The organism is Haemophilus parahaemolyticus, from assembly GCF_002015035.1.
Lineage (GTDB): Bacteria > Pseudomonadota > Gammaproteobacteria > Enterobacterales > Pasteurellaceae > Haemophilus_A > Haemophilus_A parahaemolyticus.
In genome coordinates, this window is the sequence record NZ_MUXY01000009.1 from 1 (window position 1) to 21,855 (window position 21,855).

Below are 21,855 nucleotides of genomic sequence, written 5' to 3' on the forward strand. Positions count from 1 at the left end.
GTGCATTATAGAGAAAAATTAAAACCGTGCAAGCACTTTTTGCAAAAAATTTTAAAAAATTTACCGCTTGTTGGAACTTTATGCAAAAAGTATAGATAAATACCATTTTTAGATAATTTTCTATACATTTTAGCAGAAGGATTTTTCAAATAATTGTAATTCGGAGTAAATCTCTTTAAAGTATCTTCACTTTCTAACTTTATTAAGGTACTTTTTATTTATGACATTTAAAAATTTCATCGGTTTTGGCGTAGCAGGCAATTTTGCGGGGCATTTAGAACAAGCGGGCGAAGCAGCGGATTTCGTAGTGGTAAAAACCGAAGAAGCAATCCAGCCAAAAGCGATTTTCCCATTCTATGTACCAAGTGAAACGCTTGCACCAACTGAACAATTTCTTTCTACTTATCCTTTAACAAACGACTCTATCGCCTTTCCAAACGATGCAGACAATCTGCAAATTGAGCCAGAAGTTGCTTTAATCTGTAACATTAAATATCAAGATGGAAAAGTAGTTGCCTTAAAACCAACCCATTTTGCGGCTTATAACGACTGCTCAATCCGCCGTCCAAACGCACGCAAAATCTGTGAAAAGAAAAACTGGGGTGTAAATTCCAAAGGCATTTCTGCCACCCAAATCGCTTTAGATAAATTCGAGCAAGGCGGAAACCTTGACCAATATAACATTACTTGCTTCCACAAACGCGATGGCAAGCTCAACACTTATGGCGAAGATAGCCCTGCCGTCAGCTACAGCTACTTCCACCAAAAATTGTTGAACTGGATTACCGACAAAATGAACAACCAGCCTGATCAAGGCCCGATGAACCACATTGCGGAATTGATTAAACAAGCAAACTACCCTGCTCAAACAATTATCAGCATCGGTGCAACGCGTTACACCCCCTTTGGTGAAACAAACTTCTTACAAGTAGGCGATACCAGCATCGTGGTCGTGTATAACGCCACAAAATATACTCACGAACAAATTGTTGAGATGGCAGAAAAAGAAGAGTTCGCGAAAGAAGGCATTTCCGCTCTTGTTCAAAAAGTGAAATAACCACAGGCGGTCAAATTTCTGATTATTTTTGCGATCTCGCTCGAAAATTTCATAAAATTTTCTGAACGCAATTTTTCTTTCTTTTATAGTGCTTCCATTTGGAGGCACTTTTTATGTTCAAACGATTCTTTTGGCAAATTGCATTGCTTTTTCTACCGCTTGTAACACTGGCGAAATTGCCCGATTTAATGCTCCTGCAAGAATATAAAAATCAAGATATTTCAGGCTGGGTAATGAGCGAAAAACTTGATGGCGTACGGGCTTATTGGGACAGCTCAAAACTGATTAGCCGCCAAGGCAATCCCTTCAATCCTCCAGATTATTTCCTACAAAACTTCCCCCCTTTTGCCATTGATGGCGAACTTTTTAGCGAACGAGGCAAGTTTGAAAACATTTCTGGTACAGTTCGTTCCGCAGAACCCAAAGGCTGGTATAAGTTGAAGCTGCATGTTTTCGATGTGCCAAATGCAGCGGGAAACCTATTTGAACGCTTGGCAACCTTAGAAAATTATCTGCGGGAACATCCAACACCTTATATTCAGATTATTTCACAAATTCCCATTCAAGATCAGGCACATTTACAGCAATTCTACCAAGCAATTTTGAACCAAGGCGGTGAAGGTGTGGTGGTAAGAAACCCGAATGCACACTATATTCACGGTCGTTCGGCTCAAATTCTGAAAATGAAACCTGCAGCTGATGAAGAGTGCATTGTCGTTGCTCATCATCAAGGAAAAGGCAAACACGCCAATCGTCTTGGTGCAATTACCTGTGAAAATCATCGCGGACGTTTTCGAATTGGTTCTGGCTTTAAAAATAAAGAGCGAGAAAATCCACCTGCGATTGGTAGCCTAATTACCTACCGCTATCGAGGTTTAACACAACAAGGTAAGCCCCGTTTTGCGACTTACTTACGTGAGCGTAATGAAATCTTGCGAAATACAGATCAAACCAGATAGGAAACAACCAAAAAGAGTATTTATTTTAATCTATTTCACTCCAAAATCTGCCTTTTATTGCGTTGGATCAATCCTATCCCCCTCAAGTTAGGTATGATAGCAAGCTAAATTTCAATCTTTCAGAGGAGCTTATCCATGACTCCAAGTGTAATTACACTCTGTTTTCTCGGCTTTGCCGTTTTGATGTTTGCACTCGAAAAACTACCGCTTGCTGTTACCGCAATGGTGGTAACCGTTGGTTTAGCCGTCACAGGCGTATTGCCTGCGAAAGAGGCATTTTTAGGCTTTGTCGATACCAACGTGATTTTATTCGTCGCAATGTTTGTAATCGGTGGAGCCTTGTTTGAAACAGGTATGGCGAACAAAATTGGCGGCGTAGTCAGCCGTTTTGCCAAAAGTGAACGCCAATTGATGGTTGTGCTAATGATCATTACTGGCTTGATGTCTGGTGTATTGTCCAACACGGGCACGGCAGCCATTCTCATTCCTGTTATTCTCGGTATTTCTTCTAAATCGGGCTTTGCACGCTCACGTTTGCTGATGCCAATGGCATTTGCATCCACACTAGGAGGCAACCTTTCACTTATCGGCTCACCCAACAACTTGGTAGTGCAAGGTGTATTATCACAAACTGGTTTAAAATTTGCCTTCTTCGAATATGCAAAATTAGGTTTACCGATTTTAGTGGCGGGCATTCTCTACTTTGCTTTTATCGGCTATCGCTTCTTGCCTGCACAACCCAACATTCACGTAGAAGAAGAGGAATACAATGCGTTCCATAATCACCATAATTCTATCCCACAATGGAAACAATATTTGTCATTATTAATACTTGTCGGTACGCTACTTGCGATGGTGTTTGAAGATGTGATCGGCATCAAACTCTATATTTCGGCTTGTATTGGTGCCTTGATTTTAGTGATTATGCGTGTCATTACCGAAAAACAAGCCTATCAAGCGATTGATAGCCAAGTAGTCTTCTTATTTGCAGGAACACTTGCCCTTGCCGATGCCCTCCAACGCACAGGGGCAGGTGCTGACATCGCACATTTAATTTTAGGCTTGCTAGGTGATAATCCCAATCCATCCTTGTTATTACTCACAATTTTATTATTAAGCTGCTTACTGACTAACTTTATGTCCAACACTGCAACAGCTGCTCTTCTTGCTCCAATTGGGCTTTCCATTGCAAGCTCGCTCGCTGCTGATCCGCGTGCGGTTTTGATGGCGATAGTAATCGGTTCATCTTGTGCCTTCGCAACGCCAATCGGTACACCAGCCAATACGATGGTGCTTTCAGTCGGTCATTATCGTTTTGCTGATTATGCCAAAGCAGGTGTACCACTCATAGCAGTAACCATTATTGTGGCAATGATCTTACTGCCAATTTTCTTTCCGTTCTTCCCATAACGAAGTAGATAGAATAATAAGCGGTTATTTTTTGGAAACATTTGCAAATTCCCCAAAAAATGAACCGCTTTATTTTTTGATTAAATTTTTTGTGATCTACTCCACATTTTTCACTTCAATCCTTTGCACTCCAATTCATTCACGATTATTCTTCAATTATTCATCAATCAAGATAAGGAAATTCTATGACCAATGCAGAACTCTTTGGCGAAGGTGTCAATTTGATGATTTCTGGTATGGGATTTGTGATGTTCTTCTTATTCATCCTGATCTATGCCGTCGCTTTTATGTCTAAGCTCATCAATCAATATTTTCCCGAACCTATCCCTGCTCCCGTAAGCAAACCTCAAGCGGCAACGCCACCTATTCAAGATGATCTTGAGCGTTTACGCCCTGTGATTGTTGCCGCTATTGCACATCACAGAAGAAAACAAGGTTTATAAATTATCAGAAGGATTTGAATTATGACAACTCAACCCAAAAAAATTGCCATCACTGACGTGGTATTACGCGATGCTCATCAATCTCTTTTCGCAACCCGTTTACGTTTAGATGATATGTTACCGATTGCCGCCGAACTAGACAAAATCGGCTATTGGTCTTTAGAAGCATGGGGCGGTGCAACTTTTGATAGCTGCATTCGTTTTTTAGGAGAAGATCCGTGGGTGCGTTTACGTGAATTGAAAAAAGCGATTCCAAACACTCCATTACAAATGCTTTTACGTGGTCAAAACTTATTGGGCTACCGTCACTATGCAGACGATGTAGTCGATAAATTCGTCGAACGCTCTGTGGCAAATGGTATGGATGTGTTCCGCGTGTTTGATGCATTAAACGACCCACGCAATATGAAACAAGCCCTACAAGCGGTCAAAAAACAAGGTGCACACGCACAAGGTACGTTGAGCTACACCACTAGCCCTGTGCATACGCTGCAAACGTGGTTAGAGGTGACAGAACAACTGCTTGAAATCGGCATTGATTCTCTTGTCATCAAAGATATGTCAGGCATTCTTACCCCAATGGCAGCACAAGAATTAGTGAGTGCCATCAAAAAACAATTCGATGTGGAACTCCACCTACACTGCCACTCTACCACAGGGATGGCAGAAATGGCGTTGCTCAAAGCGATTGAAGCAGGCGTGGATGGCGTCGATACCTCGATTTCTTCAATGTCTGGCACTTACGGACACCCTGCAACAGAATCTATTGTTGCCACCCTGCAAGGCACACCATACGACACAGGTTTGAACATTCCTGCATTAGAAAAAATCTCAGCTTACTTCCGCAATGTGCGTAAAAAATATGCGAAATTTGAAGGACAACTCCGTGGTATCGACAGCCGTATTTTAGTGGCACAAGTACCGGGCGGTATGCTCACCAACCTTGAAAACCAACTCCGCCAACAAAATGCCTCTGATAAACTTGATCTTGTGTTGCAAGAAATTCCACGCGTGCGTGAAGAGTTAGGCTACATTCCGTTAGTAACACCAACCTCACAAATTGTTGGTACTCAATCGGTAATGAACGTGTTGATGGGAGAACGCTACAAAACCATCGCCAAAGAAACTGCGGGCATCTTAAAAGGCGAATACGGCAAAACCCCAGCCCCAGTTAATGCTGCATTACAAGCTCGTGTGTTAGAAGGTGCTACACCATTAACCGACCGCCCAGCGGCTCATATTGCCCCAGAATGGGATAAATTAGTCGCCGAAGTAACCGCACAAGCCAAAGAAAAAGGTATCACTCTTTCAGGCAACGTAGTGGACGATGTGTTAATTGTGGCACTCTTCCAACAAGTGGGCTGGAAATTCTTGGAAAACCGCAATAACCCAACTGCCTTTGAACCTGCACCAACAGGTCAAGAATCTGCAAAATCTACGGAAAAACCAACCGCTTCTCAAGCCCCAGCGGCGAAAGCAGGCGAACCAGCGGTTTATACTGTGGAACTCGAAGGCAAAGCCTTTGTGGTAAAAGTGAGCGAAGGCGGCGATATTACTCATATCACACCGACTGCAACGCCAGCAGCTGCACCAAGTTCCGCAAATGCGGAACCTGTGAAAGCCCCAATGGCGGGAATCATCTTAAAAGTGGAAGTGGCAGAAGGTCAGCAAGTGGCTGAAGGCGATGTGTTGCTCATTCTTGAAGCAATGAAAATGGAAACCCAAATTTGTGCAGCGAAAGCGGGCAGAGTGCAAGGCATTAGTATCAAACAAGGCGACTCTGTGGCTGTTGAACAAGTGATGATGAGTTTGGCGTAGTTTTTAAAATAATTTAGGGTGTGAGAACCATAGGTTCACGCACGCAAACGGTTGGATTTTTCAAATTTCGCGTGCGTGAGTTTTCAATTCACGCCCCTACAAAGAAAAGGACAAAATATGGACAGCATTATTGCACTTTTCCAAGGTATGGGCATTATGCATATGGAGTGGGGGCAAGCAGTGATGATTGCAGTAAGCCTGTTACTCCTCTGGCTGGCGATTGCTCGTGGCTTTGAGCCGCTTCTGCTCCTACCGATTGGTTTTGGAGGCTTGCTCTCGAACATTCCTGAGGCGGGAATGGCGATGACAGCTCTCGATAATCTTTTACACTACGGTACACCTGAACAATTAGCGATTATTGCCGCCAAAGTAAACAGCCCAAGCATTGATATTCACAGCCTGAAAGAAGCCATTGCCTTAGCGTTGCCATCTGTGCAAAACGAACTAGAAGTCATCGCAGGCGATATGGGCTATACCGCAGGCGTGTTGGCGTTATTCTATAAAGTGGCAATTGGTTATGGCGTAGCACCATTGGTGATCTTTATGGGCGTAGGCGCAATGACTGACTTTGGTCCGCTACTTTCTAACCCGAAAACTTTGCTTTTAGGGGCTGCAGCACAATTTGGGATCTTCGCCACCGTGCTAGGTGCATTAGCCCTTAACTGGATTGGCGTGATTGATTTCACTCTACCACAAGCCGCAGCGATCGGCATTATCGGTGGGGCGGACGGTCCAACTGCAATTTACTTAGCAAGTAAACTCGCCCCTGAATTACTGGGTGCAATTGCCGTTGCTGCTTACTCTTATATGGCATTAGTACCGCTCATTCAGCCGCCAATTATGAAAGCCTTAACTACCAATGAAGAACGCCGCATTCGTATGGTGCAAGGTCGCCAAGTCAGCAATCGTGAAAAAATTCTTTTCCCAATCGTGTTGTTGGTGTTAGTGGCACTCTTATTGCCAGATGCTGCTCCATTACTTGGTATGTTCTGTTTCGGTAACTTAATGCGTGTAAGTGGCGTAGTAGAACGCTTAAATGACACAGCTCAAAATGCGTTAATCAACATCGTAACCATCTTCTTAGGCTTATCTGTTGGTGCGAAATTAGTGGCGGATAAATTCTTACAACCACAAACCCTCGGCATTTTGGTGCTTGGCGTGATTGCCTTTGGCATTGGTACTGCAAGCGGTGTATTAATGGCGAAATTGATGAACAAATTCACCAAAGATAAAATCAATCCACTTATCGGCTCCGCAGGCGTTTCTGCCGTGCCAATGGCAGCACGTGTGTCGAATAAAGTTGGTCAAGAATACGACAAACAAAACTTCCTCCTTATGCATGCAATGGGACCAAACGTAGCAGGCGTTATCGGTTCAGCCATTGCTGCTGGGGTAATGTTGAAATATATTTCAGCGATGATGTAATTAGTTGTAGGGTGGGTTCTAGCCCACCTACGACATAAGAGAGCTATATTTTTAGACGATTTCGCTATAAAATACCAAATTTTACAACATTAAGGACTAAAAATGACATTCCCAGCTTGCCCAAAATGTAACGGCGAAAATACCTACCACGACACTATCCAATTCGTTTGCCCAGATTGTGCTTATGAATGGACAGGCGAAGAAGTAGCTGAAGATGATGAAGATCAACTCATCGTCAAAGACAGTAACGGTAACTTATTAAGCGAGGGCGATGATGTGTTATTGATTAAAGATTTAAAGCTCAAAGGCTCATCAGAAGTGTTGAAAAAAGGCACAAAATTCAAAAATATTCGCTTAGTGAATGGCGATCACAACGTAGATTGTGGCAAAATTATGCTGAAATCGGAGTTTTTAAAAAAAGCGTAGTCTTTAATATACAGATGCTAACGGCGGACTTTAGTCCGCCATTTTTTATAAGCAAACATAACTATTTCAAATAATCATTTAAGGAAAGTAGATGAAAATTGGCTTAGTACTCGAAGGTGGAGCGATGAGAGGTATGTACACCGCCGGCGTGCTTGATACTTTTTTAGATAAAGATTTTTGGGTGGATGGTGTTATCTCAGTTTCAGCAGGGGCATTGTTCGGCGTAAATTACCCTTCTAAACAAAAAGGCCGAGCTATTCGCTACAACAAAAAATTTATGCCTGATAGCCGCTATGTAAGCCTAAAAAACCTGATTAAAACGGGTAATATTATCAGCAAAGCGTTTGCCTTTTACGAAGTGCCATTTAAACAAGATGTTTTTGATAATGCCACTTTCCAACAAACACAGATAGATTTCTACGCCACTATTACCAATCTGAACACAGCTCAGGCAGAATATGTCAAACTGACTGATCCACTGGCTCAAATGGAAGTGCTGAGAGCCACTTCCGCAATGCCTTATGTTTCAATGCCTGTCGAAATCAATGGTGTACCTTATCTTGACGGTGCGATTGCCGACTCTATCCCACTTGAGCAAATGAAAAAAATGGGCTACGACAAAATCATCGTGGTGCTTACTCGCACGCTTGATTACCGCAAATCTAAACCCAATCCGATACTTGCCAAACTTTGGTATCGTAAATATCCCAAATTTGCAGACGCAGTAAACAACCGCTATGCGATGTATAACAAGCAAGTCGAAAATGTGATTGAACAAGCCAAAAAAGGCGAGATTTTTGTGATCCGCCCTTCTGTTGATTTAAACATAAAACGAGTTGAAAAAGATCCAAATAAACTCCAAGCCATGTATGATTTAGGTGTAAGTGATATGCAACGAGAATGGGAAAATTTGCAGGCGTTTTTAGCGACATCGTAGGCGAGATAGACATTTGCAAGCGGCCAAAATTTTTAGACCGCTTGCAAAAATATTTTTTATTTAAATTTCTTTAAATATCATCCCCTTAAAACGTTTTACAGGATTCCCCCTCTCTACTTCATTATGTAAATGCTTGAATCGCTTTACTAACAGCTAAACAACATTCGGCAGGTCCTTGGAATGCAACACATTGCCCTCGACTATATCATTTCAACTATCTCTTTCGGCATTTGCTTCGGGCTTGGCACAAAAATTTGCTTATGCCGTTGCAATTCGCCTTTTTCTAACGCAATGCTACTTTTCGGCACTTGAAACAATTTGCTGAGATATTTAAGCAGATGAGCATTGGCTGCACCATCCACAGGCGGGGCAGTAATGGCAATTTTTAGCTCGCCATCGTGTAAGCCGACAATTTGATCGCGGCTGGCTTTCGGCTGCAGGAGAATTCGCAACCGAATGCCGTCAAGATTTTCTACTTTTTCGACCGCTTGCATTATGCAATTGCCCATAATACGCCGAAAATATTGTAGAACACGTTGTTTAGCAAAATTAACGCAAAGCCAAGTACCATTACAGAGAAATCTAACATTCCCGTGCGAGGTAAGATACGTCGGATAATACCTAAGACAGGCTCTGTGATTTGTGCCACCATATAGTCAAGCGGATGGTTTCCTTGAGTCACCCAACTCATTAAAGCTCGAATTAAGGTGGTAAAGAAGAGAATTTGCCCAAAGGTTTTAAGCACACCTAATACGCCTGCCAATACAGCAAGTGGAACAGATAAGCCAAATACGATCCATTTTTCCGCCATCAGTAACACTACAGCTAATAAAATCGCTGCGAAGTTGATGCCTTTGCGGGTTGGAATGATTTTTTTGATGGGGGTAAGCACAGGTTCGCTTATTCTCAATAATGATTGTGAAAGTGGCATTCGAGGATCTATGCGGCAAAATTCTAGCCAAGAACGTAGAATTAAAATAAAGGTGAAAAAGCCGATAATGACCGACAAAATTGAACCGATTATTTCCATTTTATTTCCTTTTATTTTTTAGTTTTTGATATAAGTAAGCGGTCAATTTCTGTAAAACTTTTGCAAAAATTGACCGCTTGAGATGAAAATACTTAATTAAGCTTCTTCTGGGAAATCCCACCAGATATCGAATAATTCGCTTACTTGTACGTTTTGTAAGCCATTGTTTTCTAACCAAGTTTTCACTAATTGACGGTGTGATTCATCACATTTGCCAATTTTTTCTAAGCATACTAAACCTTCCCAAGCGAGGTAACCGTTGCCTTCATAAGCAAGACCGTTTGCTTTGATCACTTCGTCGATAAAACGATCAACGGTTGCATCAATTTGGTCGATACCTGTGTTTTCCGCAAAGTTAAATTTTACTAAAAAGCCTAATTCTTGGAATTCTGCTAAGTGCATTTTTTTACGCTGACGTGCGTTACGTTGAATAGCCATATTTTTCTCCTTATGGAATGTTCGTTGAAATTGGCGAAACTTGATTGGGCAAAAGATGGTTACATTTTGCGATTTTTCAAGCCTTTTTCACCGCTTGTTTATTACTTTTTGAGAAAATATAAATCCCAAACGCCATGACCGAGGCGATGCCCACGCTCTTCGAATTTAGTTAATGGGCGGAAATCAGGGCGAGGAATAAAATCATTCGTTGCCGAAGTGTTCTCTAATTCATTTTCAAATTGGCGTAAGACTTCAAGTATATGTTCTGCGTAGTTTTCCCAGTCGGTCGCAAAATGAATAAAACCATTCGAGCGAAGTTTGGTTAATACGCGAGTGATAAATTCAGGTTGTACAATACGGCGCTTGTGATGTTTTGCTTTCTGCCACGGGTCAGGGAAATAAAGTTGCAAGCCACCTAATGTGCCATCGGCAACGCTATCACGTAAAATTTCGGTTGCATCATGACAAATCACACGTAAATTTTTCACACCTTTTTCTAATGCATAGGCAATACAAGCCCCTACACCAGGCGTGTGAACTTCAATACCGATGTAGTTGCGGTCTGGATTTTGCTCTGCCATTTCCACCAACGAACGCCCCATACCGAAGCCAATTTCTAAAATCACTGGGTTGTTGTTGCCAAAAATTTCTTGGAAATTAAAGGGGGTGCTTTGGTAATCTAAGCCAAGATTTGCCCAGTTATTGTTCATCATATCGCGTTGGTAATCACTCAAACGTCCAGTTCGCAATACGAAACTACGCACTTTCCGTAAGTAACGTCCATCTTCGGTAAACTCCGCCTGTTCAACGGTTTTACGCTTTTTATCTGCAAAGGTAATTTTTTCTGACATTTTTCTCTCAATAAAAAAGCACTGAAAATTCAGTACTTTTGGTATTTTAGTGTAGGGTGTGTGGATTAAAAATTCACGTACATTTTGCGAAAATAATCAGAAAATCAACCGCTCACGTGCGTGAACTTTATTCACCCCCTACAAAAATTATTAAAACCGCACTAACGCTGAACCCCAAGTCCAGCCACCACCGAAAGCTTCAAGCAACAATAGTTGACCACGTTGAATACGCCCATCACGCACAGCTTCATCTAATGCCACAGGAATGGTTGCAGCACTAGTATTACCATAGCGATCTACTGTGACCACCACTTGATCTAACGACATCTCTAATTTTTCTGCAGTTGCAGTGATAATGCGTAAATTTGCTTGGTGAGGTACGAGCCAATCTAAGTCGCTTTTATCTAAATTATTTTCACGTAAGGTTTCTTCGACCACGTTCGAAAGCTCACGAACTGCCAATTTAAAAGTTGCATTGCCTTGCATGGAGATAAAGCCCGATTTTGGCTCGGTTCTCTCTGCGTTTGGTAAGACGAGCGATTCTTTAGTATCAGCAGAAGCGTGTAAATGAGTTGAAATAATGCCTTGCTCTTCACTTGCTTCTAAAATCACCGCACCCGCACCATCACCAAAAAGCACCACTGTGCTGCGGTCAGTTTCATCTAATTTGCGAGAGTTAAGGTCTGCCCCTACCACTAATGCTTTTTTCACTTTGCCTGTGCGGACAAATTGATCAGCTACACTTAATGCATATACAAAGCCTGTGCAAGCTGCCGCAACATCAAATGAGATTGCATCTTCAATACCAAGCAAGCCTTGAATTTGGCAAGCAGCACTTGGATAAGCATGTGAGTTGCTCGTTGTGCCTACCACAATTAAATCAATCTCTTGTGGATCTAAATTTGCTTGTGCTAAACATTGTTTCGCTGCTTCAAAACCCATTGTCGCAACGGTTTCATCTGGCGTTGCGATACGGCGTTCTTTCATACCTGAACGGGTGACAATCCACTCATCTGAAGTGTCTACCATCTTTTCTAAATCAGCATTGGTTCGAATTTGCTTAGGTAAATAACTCCCTGTCACTAAAATTTTGCTGTTCATATTTTGTTCTCAGTGATATTTTTAATTATGGAAAATTTAACTATTATAGCCTGAAGTAGCCAAAATTTATAGGAAAACAAGCGAGCGATTTTAGGTAAAGTTTTGCAAATCAGTGGGCTAAACTCACTAATTTTTGCTGAATGCACTCAGGAATTTTGTGTTCAATCTGCTGAATGGCGTATTCAATTGCATAGAAAAAAGCATTCGCACTCGCTCCACCATGGCTTTTAACTACAACTTTTGATAAGCCAAGCAAAGTTGCCCCATTGTGTCTGTCTGGGTTGATTTCTTGCAACTTGCGATAGTAACGATACAAAAATGCTTTCATAAAGAAATTTTTGACTAACGAACAGAGATGCGAGCCCTCTTTTTCTTTATGTAAAGAGATAATATTTTTCGCTGCACCTTCCAATGCTTTCAACGCCATATTACCGCTAAAACCATCACAGACAATCACATCCGTCAAATAATTCATTAGCTTATCGCTCTCAATAAATCCGCAATAGTTGATGTCATAACGTCTGTGCAGAATTTTGTTTACATCTCGCAATACTTGCGTGCCTTTGCTCTCTTCTGTGCCGATGTTCAGTAAAGCAAGACGAGGATAAACTAAGCCTAAAATGGTTTGAGCAAAAATATTGCCCATTTCAGCAAATTGAAGAAGTTGCTTCTGATTAACCTCTACATTCGCCCCTAAATCGAGCATCACAGTAGATTTACCATTCATGGTTGGAATAAGCGAAGTAAGTGCTGGGCGATCAATATTCGGTAGAGGAACAATCAATAATTTTGCCAAACCAAGCAGAGCACCTGTATTACCGCCACTTACACAGCCATCCGCTTGCCCATTGGCAACCGCTTCAATAGCTAAACGCATAGAACTGTTTTTGCTTTGACGCATTGCAACCGAAAAAGACACTTCGGGATCAATGGTTTTGTCTGTATGCTGAAATTGAATGCGAGATTGTAGTGCTTCTGGAAAAATTTGCAGAATTGGATCAACCTGTTGCTGATCACCAAATAAAAGAAAAGTAAGCCTTGGATTTGCTTCCAATGCTTTTTGTACAGCGGGCATAGTAATACGGGGACCAAAGTCCCCGCCCATCACATCTAACGCAAGAGTTAGATGATTCAAGTTAAACCTCTAAAAAAGGAATTACTTGTTGATTACTTTACGACCACGGTAGTAACCGTCAGCAGTAACGTGGTGACGTAAGTGAGTTTCACCCGTTGTTTTGTCTACTGATACTGCAGCAGTTGTTAATGCATCGTGTGAACGACGCATATCACGACGTGAACGAGATTTTTTATTTTGTTGAACAGCCATTGGCTATACTCCTAAGTTAGTTCTTTTTTAAATTAGCTAATACAGCGAACGGGTTCGGTTTTTTCGCCAGTTCTTCAGGCAATTCGCCAAAAACCTGTTCCTGCGTGGACACTTCACAGTGTGCAGCATCATGCATCGGGACTAGAGGCAATTCAATGATAAACTCATCTTCAATCATATCTAGTAAATTTACTTCACCGAACTCATTAGTTTCAATCGGATCATAAATTTCGGGCAAATCGTCCGCCTGATTCATATTTGACACTGGACTGAAACAAAATGTGCAGTCGAGCGTTTGCGTAAATGGGTTACTACAACGTTGGCAGTCAAGCTCCACATCAACTGTCGCCGTGCCTTTAATCACCACGAGTTTTTGCGGATCAACATATAACGAGAGAGTAACTTGTGCATCGCTTAGCACGTGACCAACAGATTCACCCAAACGGATTAAAAGATCCTTTGGAAAGTAACCTTCATAATCCATTCGACGCTGAGCGTCTTTATATGGGTCAATTGTTAGGGGTAGTTTTACCTTTTGCATAGGGTCGATATATTACAGATAGAACGTCAAATAGTCAAAAGGAAAATCGGCTTTTTTACAAAATTTGTCCAGCTTAATTACAAGCCTTTTCTCTGCTTTGCCCCAAATTTTGACAAAACATAAATTTCTTGGAAAAATTTATCTGAGGTAATAGCCAAAAGCCATTAAAACTGATAACGTTATTTCAGCTGAAAATTATTCTTATTTAATAGATAGAGATTACAATGTTATTTTCCGTCCTCTCCATTATTGCTTATTGTGTTGCCTTGCTTTGGATTACCCCAACGCTGGCGAATATTGAAAACCAAAATAGCAATAAAAAACCAAATATTAAAGCCGTTTTTTCCATTGGCTTAGTTGCCGTGCTTTGCCACTTTATTAGCACCTCTCAAGAGTTGCTTTTAAGCGAAGGACAGAACTTCACGCTTGCTAATGTTAATGCTTTGATGAGCCTGTTATTAAGTGCTTTTGCAACCCTTACCTTGCTCAAATGGCGAACCATCTGGTTTCCGCTGATGATTGTTTACACTTTCGGGATTTGTAGCGTAGCAGTAAGCCTAATTGCAACAGGTAACTTTACCAAAAATATCGCCGAAAATGCGGGGCTTATCTTCCATTTAGGCATCGCCTTGTTCTCTTACGCCCTCTTTTTCTTGGCGTTTATTTATGCACTACAACTCAAATGGCTTGATCAAAAGCTTAAAAGCAAAAAGCTCTTTTTCTGTTCAATGCTGCCGCCATTGATGACGGTTGAACGCCATTTTTTCACGCTCACCCTTGCAGCTCAAGCAATGCTGACAGTAGCTCTTGTATCGGGAATGATTTATCTGCACAACTTCTTCGCTCCTGAGCAAGTGCATAAAGCGATTTTCACTTCACTGGCGTGGATTGTTTATGCGGTGCAACTGCTTGGACAGTGGAAATTCCGCTGGCGTGGAAATCGGGTGCTTATTTACTCAATTTCGGGTATGATATTACTCACAATCGGCTATTTTGGTAGCCATCTGGTGAAATAGCCAGCACGGTAAGCGGTTGAATTTATTTTGTTTTTTGCAAAATACTAACAAAATTCAACCGCTTGAATATTTACAAATATAGGAAATTTATTTTGGACAGCATTCCCCTGAGTACGCTTTTTATCACGCTTGCCATTCTTTTAGCCCTCTCGGCATTCTTCTCTGGCTCTGAAACAGGGCTAATGTCACTCAACCGCTATAAAATGAAACACTTTGCCGAACAAGGGCATAAAGGTGCGATTTTAGCGAGCAAACTACTTGAAAAAACCGATGTTTTATTAAGCTTTATCTTAATCTGTAACAACCTTGTAAATATTGCTGCTTCAGCGATTGCAACCGTGATTGGTATGCGTATTGCAGGCGATGCAGGCGTAGCTGCTGCAACGGGTATTCTTACCTTTGTGATGTTAGTTTTCGCTGAGATTCTGCCGAAAACCATTGCCGCTATTTATCCTGAGCGAGTCGGTTTCTTTGTAAGTTATATTCTTGTTCCACTGAAAAAAATCATCATGCCGTTAGTCTTTTTGATGAATTTAATCATCAACGGCTTAATGAAGCTCTTTCGCATTCATAAGGATGAAAACCAAGGGTTAAGTGCGGAAGAACTGCGTGGTGTGGTGCTTGAAGCGGGGAAATTTATTCCAACCCAACACCAAGAAATGCTGGTTTCCATTCTGGATATGGAAAAAGTGACCGTTGAAGACATTATGGTGCCTCGCAACGACATAGGCGGCATTGACATCGACGACGACTGGAAAGCCATTATGCGTCAGCTCACAGGTGCCGCTCACGCTCGCGTAGTGATCTACAAAGGCAATATGGACAAAAACGTACTAGGGATGCTCCGCGTGCGTGAAGCGTTCCGCTTAATGTTAGAGCGAAACGAGTTTACCAAAGAGATGCTTATCCGTGCCGTGGATGAGGTCTATTTCATCCCTGAAGGCACATCGCTGACTACGCAATTGATGAACTTCAAAGCGAACAAAGAGCGAATCGGCTTGGTGGTTGATGAATACGGTGATATCAAAGGCTTAGTCACGCTAGAAGATATTTTAGAAGAGATTGTCGGCGAATTTACCACTTCAACCGCCCCAACGCTGGAAGAAGAAGTGAAACAACAAGCTGATGGCACAGTGATTATCGAAGGTTCTGCAAATTTACGCGATCTGAACAAACTCTTTGGCTGGCAACTGCCTGTGGATGAAGTCCGCACCTTTAACGGCTTGATTCTCGAACACTTGGAAAAAATCCCTGATGAAGATACCGTATTTGAGCTCTATAACCTGAAAATTACAGTGTTAGAAGTGGCAGATAATATGGTGAAACAAGCGAAGGTTGAGCCGTTGCCTGATACAGAAAATTAACATCTCCTTTCAAGCGGTAGATTTGTACAATATTTTGCAACTCTCACCGCTTGTTTTTTATCCAATTAAAAAACAAACTTTCCCTCTACTTTTTAATCCTCAAACTTATCACAAAAACTAGAACAAGATAATTTTTAGCATAAACATCTACTTTAAACCCATAAATATAGAATAATTCGCTAGTAACATTTCTAAAAAACTATCAAAGTTTTATATTCCTCTTCTTTACTTTCTAATCACTTCGGCATATTCTTCACGCCATGCGAATTATTCGCAACTTATTTGACTTAACTCAAATCAATGTTTGCATATTTTAACTTTTTAGAGGAACTTTTCCGTGTCTAATCAAACTACCCACAAACGCGAAACCTTCTCAGGTCGTCAAGCGTTTATTATGGCAGCTATCGGTTCAGCCGTAGGCTTGGGAAACATATGGCGTTTTCCTTATACCACTTATGAAAATGGTGGCGGTGCATTTATCATTCCTTACATCGTTGCACTTTTAACTGCAGGGATTCCGCTACTTTTCTTGGACTTTGCGATTGGTCACCGCCATCGTGCAGCCGCTCCGCTCTCATTCCGTCGCTTAAATAAACACTTTGAAGTGTTTGGCTGGTGGCAAGTAATGGTGAATGTCATCATTGGCTTATATTATGCAGTAGTATTAGGCTGGGCAGCCATTTATACTTTCTTCTCATTTAGCAAAACGTGGGGCGATAAACCTGTTGATTTCTTCGTCGGTGAGTTCCTTAAAATGGGCGATATTGCACAAGGTGTGAGTTTCGATTTTGTTAGCTTAGTTACAGGCCCATTAGTTGCTGTTTGGATTATCGCACTTTGCGTGCTTGCATTCGGCGTGCAAAAGGGGATCGCTAAAGTTTCTAGCTTATTGATGCCAGTGCTTGTCGTAATGTTTATTGCGTTGGTAATTTATGCTTTGACTCTACCTGGTGCAACAAAAGGCTTAGATGCGTTATTCACGCCAGATTGGTCAAAATTAGCAGATCCAAGCGTATGGATTGCAGCTTATGGGCAAATCTTCTTCTCGCTTTCAATCTGTTTCGGGATTATGGTAACCTACTCTTCATACTTAAAAAAAGATTCAGACCTTACCAGCACAGGCTTGGTGGTCGGCTTTGCAAACTCAAGTTTTGAAGTGCTAGCAGGTATCGGTGTATTTGCAGCACTTGGTTTTATGGCAACGGCTGCAGGTCAAGAAGTAAGTGAGGTGGCGAAAGGTGGTATCGGTTTAGCCTTCTTCGCTTTCCCAACCATCATTAACGAAGCACCAATGGGCACGGTTTTAGGCGTATTGTTCTTCGGTTCACTTACCTTTGCAGCATTAACTTCATTTATCTCAGTGATTGAGGTAATTATTGCTTCCATTCAAGACAAACTCAAAATGGGGCGTGTAACTGCGACTTTCGTGGTTGGAGTGCCAATGATGATCGTCTCTGTGATCTTATTTGGCACCACAACAGGCTTGCCGATGTTGGATGTAATGGATAAATTTGTGAACTACTTTGGTATTGTAGCGGTCGCTTTTGCTGCCTTAATTGCAATTGTAGCGAATGGCAAACTTAGTACATTAGGTCACCACATCAATAAAACTTCATCATTCAAAGTCGGCACTATCTGGCGTTTATGCATTATCGTTACCACAGGGGTTTTAGCGTTTATGCTATTAAGTGAAGGCGTAAAAGTGTTTACCGAAGGCTATGAAGGTTATCCAAACTGGTTTGTGGATACTTTCGGTTGGGGAATGGCAATTTTCTTAGTGATCGTGGCGTTTATCCTTTCTCGCTTACCGTGGAAAAACGAACCTGAATTTAACGTGGAGGAATAATATGAGCACATCAGCAATTTTAATGATGGTTGCAGCGTTAGTCATCATCTGGGGCGGTTTAATCCTCTCAATTAAACGCTTACCGAAAGAATAAAACTGAAACGGGTGTCGAGTAATCGAAACCCGTTTTTTTCATATTCGCCAAACCGTCCAGATTATGCGAAAATAGCCGCCGATTTTAAGGAGCTGCAATGAATTTATCGCAATATCACTGGACAAAAGCAAACGATATTTATCCTAACCGAGGCAAAAAATCTTATGCGGGCAAGCGTTTACGCTATCGTCTGCGTTCACTTTTACACGCTCAAGCGGTCAAAAAATTTGAGCAATTTGTCAACCAACACCCTTTGCTTATTTCTCTACTTAACGAGCGAACAAACTATGGCTATCCATTGGTACATCGCTTTCTAGATAAACGTTTTAACAGTCAACAACGCTTCAATGCCATCTGCGAGAACTTACTTTTTATCCCGCAACAACTTGCTCATCTCAACCCACCTTTGTGGCAGCAGCCATTAAGTTTTGGCGAAGTTATCCCTGATTTTGAGATTTTGCTTAATATTAACGAACATCAGCCGATGGAAGGTTATTGGGCATTGGAACTTCGTTATAAACCTGAGAATCAACTGATTTACTTGCTGACTTTTGGCAAATTAGATGATGCGTTATTGATTGCTGTGGTACAAGGTCCAAATTTTGAAGGCTCAAAAGAGATAGTAAAACAGCTCACTAAAGCTTGCCACGGCTTGCGCCCAGCGTATTTAATGGTAGATGCAATGAAAAGCCTTACCCAAATTTTAGGCTATGATAAATTATTGGGGATTCCGCAAAAATATCAGAACAAATCACGCCTTGTGCAAAGCAAACGCTATGTAGTGGATTATGATGCGATTTTCTCTGAAGCAGGCGGAAAACGTGAAAATTATTGGCTACTCCCACTTGAAGATGATCGCAATTTAGACGAAATCCCAAGCAAAAAACGTTCAATGTACCGCAAACGCTTTGCGATGTTGGATGCATTATTTGAGTCGATGAAACAAGCAATAAAAATATAAGAAAAGCTTGCAAGAATAAAATAAGCCCTGAATCCAATTTAGGATCTACTCTAAAACTTCAAAAAAAACTATTCAAACTCAGTTCGAAATTATGCAATCAAGATAGTCAAAATCTTACGAATAAATAGTTTTTATCGTTCATCTTTTCAACAAATAAATATGCTAGAATTCTACCCCTTTTTTACTACTCTTAATGAGGTATCTATGAGTGCATTTAATGCGTTTGTTGAATTTGTTGCTAAAATCGTTGCCCCAATGCAACGCCAGTTTATCAACTTTATTCGTATTGCTATTTTTATCGTTATGGTTTGGATTGGTGGCTTAAAAGTTTGTCAATATGAAGCGGACGGTATCGCCCACTTTGTATCAAACAGCCCGTTCTTCAGCTATATGTATAAAAAAGGTCCAAATTTAGTTGAAAATGACAAAGGCGAAATGGTGATGGAATACACTCTTCACAAAAATCCTGAAGGCAAAATGGTAGCGAAAAACATTGAATGGCATAAAGAAAACGGTACTTATACCGCTTCTTATATCATCGGTGCAATTATCGTAACTGTGGGCATCCTCACTTTAGCTGGTATCTGGAATGCAACAGCAGGCTTGGCGGGCGGATTGCTCACCTTCGGAATGTCGATTGTAACACTCTCGTTTTTAATTACTACACCAGAAGCTTGGGTGCCTAATCTGGGCGGTGATTTACCAACACCAGCCTATGGCTTCCCTTATCTCTCTGGTGTTGGTCGCTTAGTCATCAAAGATGTGATTATGATGGCAGGCGGCTTAACTGCTGCGGCTGAATGTGCTAATCGCATTTTAGCGAGAAAACGTGAAGCTTAATTGCAAAACAGTCTAAATTTTAGGGGGCAGATCATTAGGTAACTGGGTTAATTATCAAGAATAATGGAGAATTAAATATTCTTCTAGCATCACCGCTTGTAAACATAATACAAGCGGTGTTTTTTAGAAAATTTTTTACTATTTCAAATCAAACAACAAAAATTCTACCTTACTGGCTGTTTGTAATTCAAGCAAAGTTTCCTGGCTCACCGCCAACGCATCGCTGCTGTTTAGTTCCACTCCATTCACCGTTAAACTGCCTTTGACCACTTGCAACCAATAGTTACGATGAGACTCTAATTTGATTTCCGCTGTTTGGTTCACTCCATATTGATAACGCCATAATTTCATCTCTTGATAGACCTTAAACGAGCCATCCTCCGCATTTGGTGAAAGAATTAAAGTTGCACCCTCTTTATCGGCAAACTGCTTTTGCCCATAGCGAGGCGTAATACCATATTCATTCGGCATAATCCAGATTTGCAACAAGTGCAACACGTCCGTTTCAGACGGATTAAACTCTGAATGATATACGCCCGAACCCGCCGACATAATCTGAAACTCGCCTGCATTAAATTCCTTCGCATTGCCCATACTGTCTTTGTGAGCAATTTTTCCTTCCAGCACATAAGTGAGAATTTCCATATCTTTATGCGGATGCATTCCAAAGCCCATTGTTGGCTGGACAAAATCCTCGTTAATCACCCGTAAATCGGAAAAATGCATATGATTACGGTCGAAATAATCCGCAAAAGAGAAGCTGTGATAAGCCTTTAACCAACCGTGATTTGCATGACCTCGTTCATTTGCACGTCTAATTTTTAACATACTCTATTCCTTACTTTAAGTTAATAATTTGCATTTAAAATGCGTTCGGTTTTGATGGAGTGCATTATAAAACGGTTAAAAATAGGATAAAGAGAGATTTTATGAAGAGATTATTTAGCAAAAATGAATAAAATAAAAAGCGGTCAAATTCTCTTTCATTTTTGCAAAATAGAACAGAAATTTGACCGCTTAAAATCATTAACTTTGAAGTGCCTGCCTTAACTTACCTTGATTCTCAGCAAGCATTTTTTCAGCTTGGGGTTTATCCACATTGGCTAAAATCATAAGAATAGCAACTTTGGCGTGGTTATCGGCTTGAAGCAAGGTGATTTCTGCGGTTTCTTTGGTGCAGCCGGTGGCTTCCATCACGATTTTCACCGCTCTTGCTTTGAGTTTTTCGTTGCTGGCTTGCACATCTACCATCAAGTTTTGGTAGCATTTGCCGATGCGAATCATCGAAGCCGTAGTAAGCATATTAAGCACCAGTTTTTGTGCTGTGCCTGATTTCATTCGGCTTGAACCTGTGAGCACTTCCGCACCTACGACGGTTTCAATTGCAATATCGGCAATTTGCGACATTGCACAACCTGCGTTGCTGGCAATGGATACCGTAATCGCACCTAATGAGTTGGCATATTCTAACGCACCAATCACATAAGGCGTCCGACCGCTGGCTGCGATGCCAACTAAGACATCTTTTTCGCAAAAATCGACCGCTTGTAAATCGGCTTTGCCTTGCTCGTAGTTGTCTTCTGCCCCTTCGACGGGGTGGCGTAAAGCTCGCTCGCCACCTGCAATAATACCTACTACCATTTCAGGTGGCACACCGTAAGTGGGTGGACATTCAGACGCATCTAATACGCCTAATCGTCCGCTCGTGCCAGCACCAATATAGACAAGTCGCCCGCCGTTTGTGAATGCGTATTCGATTTTTTCGACTGCTTCGGCTATGTGAGGTAAGCATTTTTCTACTGCCTTAGCAACTAACAGATCTTCTTGATTGATAAGTTGCACGATATCGATTGCCGTCATGCAATCAATGTTAAGAGAACGGGGATTGCGTTGCTCAGTCATCATCTGAGAGAGCGAATTGAGTAGTGTTTGATTCATATTACACTCGTTTCACAACTATACATTTAATTT

At 41.4% G+C, this 21,855-nt stretch carries 24 protein-coding genes; 14 read left to right on the top strand and 10 right to left on the bottom strand.

What is annotated here, in order from left to right; translation table 11 throughout:
* The first annotated feature begins 220 nt into the window (after positions 1-220).
* From B0185_RS06525 to B0185_RS06560, 8 genes are all read left to right on the top strand, one after another.
* Positions 221-1,057 carry a DUF5718 family protein gene (locus tag B0185_RS06525; protein WP_005707182.1) on the top strand — a complete coding sequence of 279 codons (837 nt, stop codon included), beginning with the start codon at positions 221-223 and terminating at the stop codon, positions 1,055-1,057.
* Between the two features lie 113 nt (positions 1,058-1,170).
* Positions 1,171-2,016, top strand: coding sequence for a DNA ligase (locus B0185_RS06530; RefSeq protein WP_005707264.1), 846 nt, complete (start codon positions 1,171-1,173; stop codon positions 2,014-2,016).
* A 135-nt stretch (positions 2,017-2,151) separates the two neighbouring features.
* On the top strand, positions 2,152-3,426 hold the full coding sequence (gene sdcA, locus B0185_RS06535) for a sodium/C4-dicarboxylate transporter SdcA (protein ID WP_005707219.1): 1,275 nt from the start codon (positions 2,152-2,154) through the stop codon (positions 3,424-3,426).
* 185 nt (positions 3,427-3,611) lie between these two features.
* Entirely contained in the window at positions 3,612-3,869 is a 258-nt protein-coding gene (locus B0185_RS06540; RefSeq protein WP_005707211.1) for an oxaloacetate decarboxylase subunit gamma, read from the top strand.
* Positions 3,870-3,890: 21 nt separating this feature from the next.
* On the top strand, positions 3,891-5,687 hold the full coding sequence (oadA, locus tag B0185_RS06545; protein WP_005707208.1) for a sodium-extruding oxaloacetate decarboxylase subunit alpha: 1,797 nt from the start codon (positions 3,891-3,893) through the stop codon (positions 5,685-5,687).
* A gap of 117 nt (positions 5,688-5,804) precedes the next feature.
* Positions 5,805-7,112: a sodium ion-translocating decarboxylase subunit beta gene (locus B0185_RS06550; protein WP_005707204.1), complete on the top strand. Its 1,308-nt coding sequence runs from the start codon at positions 5,805-5,807 to the stop codon at positions 7,110-7,112.
* A 102-nt stretch (positions 7,113-7,214) separates the two neighbouring features.
* Positions 7,215-7,538, top strand: coding sequence for a zinc ribbon domain-containing protein YjdM (locus B0185_RS06555; protein ID WP_005707235.1), 324 nt, complete (start codon positions 7,215-7,217; stop codon positions 7,536-7,538).
* A gap of 91 nt (positions 7,539-7,629) precedes the next feature.
* Positions 7,630-8,475 (top strand): patatin-like phospholipase family protein, encoded by an 846-nt coding sequence (locus tag B0185_RS06560; RefSeq protein ID WP_005707258.1) that lies wholly within the window; start codon positions 7,630-7,632, stop codon positions 8,473-8,475.
* 200 nt (positions 8,476-8,675) lie between these two features.
* Here B0185_RS06560 and yggU read toward each other — a convergent pair whose 3' ends face one another.
* The 8 genes from yggU to yceD form a co-directional block, all read right to left on the bottom strand.
* On the bottom strand, positions 8,676-8,969 hold the full coding sequence (yggU, locus tag B0185_RS06565) for a DUF167 family protein YggU (protein ID WP_005707245.1): 294 nt from the start codon (positions 8,967-8,969) through the stop codon (positions 8,676-8,678).
* Complete coding sequence (locus tag B0185_RS06570; protein ID WP_005707188.1) at positions 8,969-9,505, bottom strand: YggT family protein; 537 nt, start codon at positions 9,503-9,505, stop codon at positions 8,969-8,971. The genes yggU and B0185_RS06570 overlap by 1 nt, the downstream gene beginning before the upstream one ends.
* Before the next feature lie 96 nt (positions 9,506-9,601).
* Entirely contained in the window at positions 9,602-9,943 is a 342-nt protein-coding gene (locus B0185_RS06575; protein WP_005707261.1) for a YggL family protein, read from the bottom strand.
* A 101-nt stretch (positions 9,944-10,044) separates the two neighbouring features.
* The gene (trmB, locus tag B0185_RS06580) at positions 10,045-10,794 is read right to left on the bottom strand and encodes a tRNA (guanosine(46)-N7)-methyltransferase TrmB (RefSeq protein ID WP_005707181.1); all 750 of its coding nucleotides are present in this window, start codon (positions 10,792-10,794) and stop codon (positions 10,045-10,047) included.
* A gap of 150 nt (positions 10,795-10,944) precedes the next feature.
* Entirely contained in the window at positions 10,945-11,895 is a 951-nt protein-coding gene (locus B0185_RS06585) for a beta-ketoacyl-ACP synthase III (RefSeq protein WP_005707244.1), read from the bottom strand.
* A gap of 109 nt (positions 11,896-12,004) precedes the next feature.
* Entirely contained in the window at positions 12,005-13,030 is a 1,026-nt protein-coding gene (gene plsX, locus B0185_RS06590) for a phosphate acyltransferase PlsX (protein WP_005707193.1), read from the bottom strand.
* Positions 13,031-13,051: 21 nt separating this feature from the next.
* On the bottom strand, positions 13,052-13,222 hold the full coding sequence (gene rpmF, locus B0185_RS06595) for a 50S ribosomal protein L32 (protein ID WP_005598552.1): 171 nt from the start codon (positions 13,220-13,222) through the stop codon (positions 13,052-13,054).
* Between the two features lie 16 nt (positions 13,223-13,238).
* On the bottom strand, positions 13,239-13,763 hold the full coding sequence (gene yceD / locus B0185_RS06600; protein WP_039863384.1) for a 23S rRNA accumulation protein YceD: 525 nt from the start codon (positions 13,761-13,763) through the stop codon (positions 13,239-13,241).
* Positions 13,764-13,987: 224 nt separating this feature from the next.
* On the opposite strand from yceD, the gene B0185_RS06605 reads away from it, so the two are divergent.
* The 6 genes from B0185_RS06605 to B0185_RS06630 all read left to right on the top strand — a co-directional run bounded on the left by B0185_RS06605 (position 13,988) and on the right by B0185_RS06630 (position 19,884).
* Positions 13,988-14,779 (top strand): cytochrome C assembly family protein, encoded by a 792-nt coding sequence (locus tag B0185_RS06605; RefSeq protein ID WP_005707236.1) that lies wholly within the window; start codon positions 13,988-13,990, stop codon positions 14,777-14,779.
* A gap of 92 nt (positions 14,780-14,871) precedes the next feature.
* Positions 14,872-16,143 (top strand): HlyC/CorC family transporter, encoded by a 1,272-nt coding sequence (locus B0185_RS06610; protein ID WP_005707184.1) that lies wholly within the window; start codon positions 14,872-14,874, stop codon positions 16,141-16,143.
* Positions 16,144-16,480: 337 nt separating this feature from the next.
* Complete coding sequence (locus B0185_RS06615) at positions 16,481-17,989, top strand: sodium-dependent transporter (protein ID WP_005707248.1); 1,509 nt, start codon at positions 16,481-16,483, stop codon at positions 17,987-17,989.
* A gap of 1 nt (position 17,990) precedes the next feature.
* A complete protein-coding gene (locus B0185_RS06620) occupies positions 17,991-18,083 on the top strand; it encodes a methionine/alanine import family NSS transporter small subunit (protein ID WP_039851557.1) in 93 nt (30 codons plus the stop codon).
* A gap of 97 nt (positions 18,084-18,180) precedes the next feature.
* Positions 18,181-19,044, top strand: coding sequence for a VirK/YbjX family protein (locus tag B0185_RS06625; RefSeq protein WP_005707241.1), 864 nt, complete (start codon positions 18,181-18,183; stop codon positions 19,042-19,044).
* 204 nt (positions 19,045-19,248) lie between these two features.
* Entirely contained in the window at positions 19,249-19,884 is a 636-nt protein-coding gene (locus B0185_RS06630) for a YkgB family protein (protein ID WP_005707229.1), read from the top strand.
* 138 nt (positions 19,885-20,022) lie between these two features.
* On the opposite strand, the gene B0185_RS06635 is transcribed toward B0185_RS06630, so the two are convergent.
* Together B0185_RS06635 and murQ are read right to left on the bottom strand one after the other, a co-directional pair.
* Positions 20,023-20,712: a pirin family protein gene (locus tag B0185_RS06635; RefSeq protein ID WP_005707233.1), complete on the bottom strand. Its 690-nt coding sequence runs from the start codon at positions 20,710-20,712 to the stop codon at positions 20,023-20,025.
* Positions 20,713-20,910: 198 nt separating this feature from the next.
* Entirely contained in the window at positions 20,911-21,822 is a 912-nt protein-coding gene (gene murQ / locus B0185_RS06640; protein ID WP_005707227.1) for an N-acetylmuramic acid 6-phosphate etherase, read from the bottom strand.
* Positions 21,823-21,855: the final 33 nt, after the last annotated feature.